The organism is Calditrichota bacterium (genome assembly GCA_014359355.1).
GTDB lineage: Bacteria > Zhuqueibacterota > Zhuqueibacteria > JANLFK01 > Oleimicrobiaceae > Oleimicrobium.
Genome location: JACIZP010000040.1, coordinates 1 through 3416, shown reverse-complemented (window position 1 = coordinate 3416; position 3416 = coordinate 1). Strand labels below are relative to the sequence as shown.

3 protein-coding genes are annotated in these 3416 nt (G+C 61.3%); all 3 read left to right on the top strand.

Annotated features, from left to right (window positions below):
- A partial coding sequence (locus H5U38_01800) for an efflux RND transporter permease subunit (protein MBC7185747.1) occupies nucleotides 1-1053 on the top strand: 1053 nt, incomplete at its 5' end.
- The gene (locus H5U38_01795) at nucleotides 1050-2528 is read left to right on the top strand and encodes a TolC family protein (GenBank protein ID MBC7185746.1); all 1479 of its coding nucleotides are present in this window, start codon (nucleotides 1050-1052) and stop codon (nucleotides 2526-2528) included. The genes H5U38_01800 and H5U38_01795, both read left to right, overlap by 4 nt.
- Before the next feature lie 256 nt (nucleotides 2529-2784).
- Nucleotides 2785-3297, top strand: coding sequence for an N-acetylmuramoyl-L-alanine amidase (locus tag H5U38_01790; GenBank protein ID MBC7185745.1), 513 nt, complete (start codon nucleotides 2785-2787; stop codon nucleotides 3295-3297).
- Nucleotides 3298-3416 lie beyond the last annotated feature (119 nt).

Here is a 3416-nt window from a genome sequence, read left to right as displayed (position 1 = left end):
GGCATCACCGACACGCAAATTAGCCGGGAGGAGGGCAGTCCCGAGGAAGTCATCCGCATTGACCGCGATAAGGCGGCGGCGCTTGGGCTATCCGTGTCCGATATTGGTGACGCTCTGCAAACGGCAATCGGCGGCACCTATGCCTCGTACTTTCGCGAGGGGGGCAAGGAGTACCGCATCCTTGTGCGGCTCAGCGAGGAGGACCGGCGCGACCTCAGCGACTTACTGGACCTGACCGTGCTCAACAATCGCGGGGAGCAAGTGGTATTGCGCAACGTCGTGCAGGTAGTGCCCAGAGAGGGGCCCGTGCGTATAGAGCGCAAGGACCAGGAGCGCACCATTACCATCTCGGCCAATTTCACGGGGCGGGCGATGGGGTCGGTGGTGGCGGACATCCGCAAGGCGCTACGCACCATTCCCGTGCCGAGGGACTTTACCCTGCAATTTGGCGAGGAGTACGAGGAACAGCAGAAGGCCTTCCGCGAGTTGATGGTTGGTTTGGTGCTCGCCCTGCTGCTCATCTACATGGTGATGGCCGGGCAGTTCGAGTCGCTGAAGGACCCCTTCGTGGTGCTTTTCTCCATTCCCATGGCGCTCATCGGGGTGACGGTGACCATGCTCCTCACCGGCACCACCTTCAGCATGCAGGCCTTCATCGGCTGCATCATGCTTGCCGGGATTGTCGTGAACAACGCCATACTGCTGGTCGACTACACCAACCAGTTGCGGCGCAAGCACGGCTTGGCTTTGTACGAGGCCATCCGCACTTCTGGCTCGCGGCGCCTGCGGCCGATCCTGATGACCACTTTGACCACGGTGCTAGGCCTCTTGCCGCTGTCCTTGGGTTTAGGAGAAGGCGGCGAGGCTCAGGCCCCCTTAGCCAGGGTGGTTATCGGAGGCTTGCTCAGCTCTACGCTCGTGACTCTGGTGCTGATTCCTGTGGTCTACTCGGTGTTTGAGGAAAAGCAGTCGCTGCGCAAAGTGCTGGTGGCGGCGCGTCAACTCACTGCCACGGCACGCGCGCGTGTCAATTCCGTGAGGTCCAGCAAATGAAGATTGTGCACACGATCGCCTCCCTGCTCGTTGCCGGGGCCTGTTTTGCCGCAAGTGGCGGCGCTCAGGACACCCTTCGCCTTTCCCTGCACGAGGCTGTGCTCATGGCCCTGGAAGGTAACCCCTCCTTTGCCATTCAGCGGTTGCGTCCATCGATAATGGAGGCAGCGCTCAGCGAGCAGGTAGCCGCTTTCGAGCCCACCCTGAGCGCGTCGGTGAGCAGTGACAAGAGCCATGTCCAACGGTTCTTGGGGGCGAGGCCGGAGCCGTTCGAGATGACCTCGCAGCGCGTTGGCTACAGTGCTGGCCTGTCGCAATTTTTGCCTACTGGCACCACCTTGGCTGTGGACGTGAGCATGTCGAGTTCCACCTCGAGCATCTACCTCCCGCAGTACTCTGGCAACGTCGGTGTGACCGTGAGCCAGGCTCTGCTTCGCGGCTTTGGCCTGGGGGCCAATCTGATCAGCGTGCGCAACGCCTCTATCGACCTCGAGATTTCCCGCCACGAGCTGAAAGCCATGGCCGAGCGTTTGGTGCAGGATGTGGAAGCCAGCTACTGGGGTCTCTACCTTGCTGCCCAGGAACTGAGTATTCAGGAGCAATCTTTGAGCCTGGCGCAACGGCAGTTAGAGGAGTCACAGGAGCGGGTAGCGGTGGGCAAGCTGGCGGAGCTGGAGTTGGCCTCCGTGAGAGCAGAGGTGGCGCGCCGGCGCAGCGCGGTCATCGACGCGCAAAGCCGCTATGAGCAGGCACGGCTGAACCTTCTCTACCTTCTCAACCCTGGGCAAGGGGTGAGCTGGTCCACCACCGTGGCCCCGTTGGACCGTCCGCTGGTCGCCCCGGACTCTCTGGGCCCTGTGGAGCTCCACGAGGAGTTGGCATTGCGCTATCGCCCAGACATCGCACAGGCCCGACTGGCGCATCGACGCGGCGAGCTGCAGGTATCCTACACCAAGAATGGCCTTCTCCCCCGCCTGGATGTCTTTGTCACCTTCGGGCGCACCTCTTATGCGCGCACGTTCAAAGAAGCGGCGCCGGATATTGAGAGTCCCTTCTACAGCGTCAATGCCGGTGTGACCTTCCAATTTCCCGTCGTGGACGCCAAGGCGCGTGCACAGCTCCGCCGGGCTCTCAAGACCAGGGAACAGCTCGAGATAGCGCTGCGCAACATGGAGCAGCTGGCGCAACGCGACGTGCGCATAGCCTACGCCGACGTCCTACGCACGCGCCAACAGATCGATGCTTCCCGGGAGGCGCGCCTGCTGCAGGAGAAGAACCTCGAGGCTGAAGTGGAAAAGTTCCGCGTGGGCAGATCCACCAACCTTCTTGTCCTGCAGGTGCAGCGCGACCTCACTAGCAGCCAGTTGAGCGAGGTCAGGGCCACAGTCGACTACCTGAACGCGCTCGCCACCCTGTTCGTGATGGAGGGCACCCTTTTGGAGCGCCGAGCGATCGAAGTTCCGCCAGAACTGTGACGCCAATTGCCCACCGCGCCGTCCCTCCTCTCATCCCGCAACGATTTGCTTGACTTGCAGGGGATTATTTGCTAAATTGTGCCGCAGCAACATTGGCCCGGGGAGCAGGGGATTGTCTTGAGAGCTCTACCAGTAACGGGGAGGCGCCATGAGAGTGGCGGGCGTATACGCGGGACTTTTGCTCCTTCTCTTGACCAGCTGCGCCTTGCATCACGGAAGCGGGATCGCCGTGGTGGAAGTCCCCTATCCGGAGGGAATGACCGTTGTTCATCGTGGAGAGTGGGGTTGGCAGCCGTTGCGCGCCAGCCTTCCCACCCACAGGATCAGCAAGATCACGATTCACCACGGAGGTGAGGAGTTCCCGGCCGACAAAGACCCGATTCAGTACCTGCGCAACCTGCAGTCCTGGAGCCGCACCGAGAAGAAGTGGATCGACATCCCCTACCACTTCCTCATTGACTTCCAGGGTCGCATCTACGAGGGGCGGCCCATCAACTACCCAGGCGACACCAACACCGACTATGATCCCCGCGGCCACGCGCTCATCTGCCTGTTGGGGAACTTTGAAGTGCAAGAGGTAACCCAAGAGCAGTTCGAGGCACTGGTAGCGCTAACTGCACACCTGGCTCGCATCTACGAGGTGCCGTTGAGCAACATCAGGGGCCATCGTGACTACACTGAGCAGACTGTATGTCCTGGCAAGAATCTCTATCGCTACTTGGAAGATGGCAGCCTGCTGCAGGCGGTAGAGAAGCAACTGGCACGGTGATGGCCTTGACAAGCGCGACACCGCAGTTGATACCGAACCTCCATCGGAGTGCCTTGTGCGCAAAATAGCCCTAAGCATGCTCGCCTTGGCCGCGTTGACCGCGGCCGCCCACGCCCAGA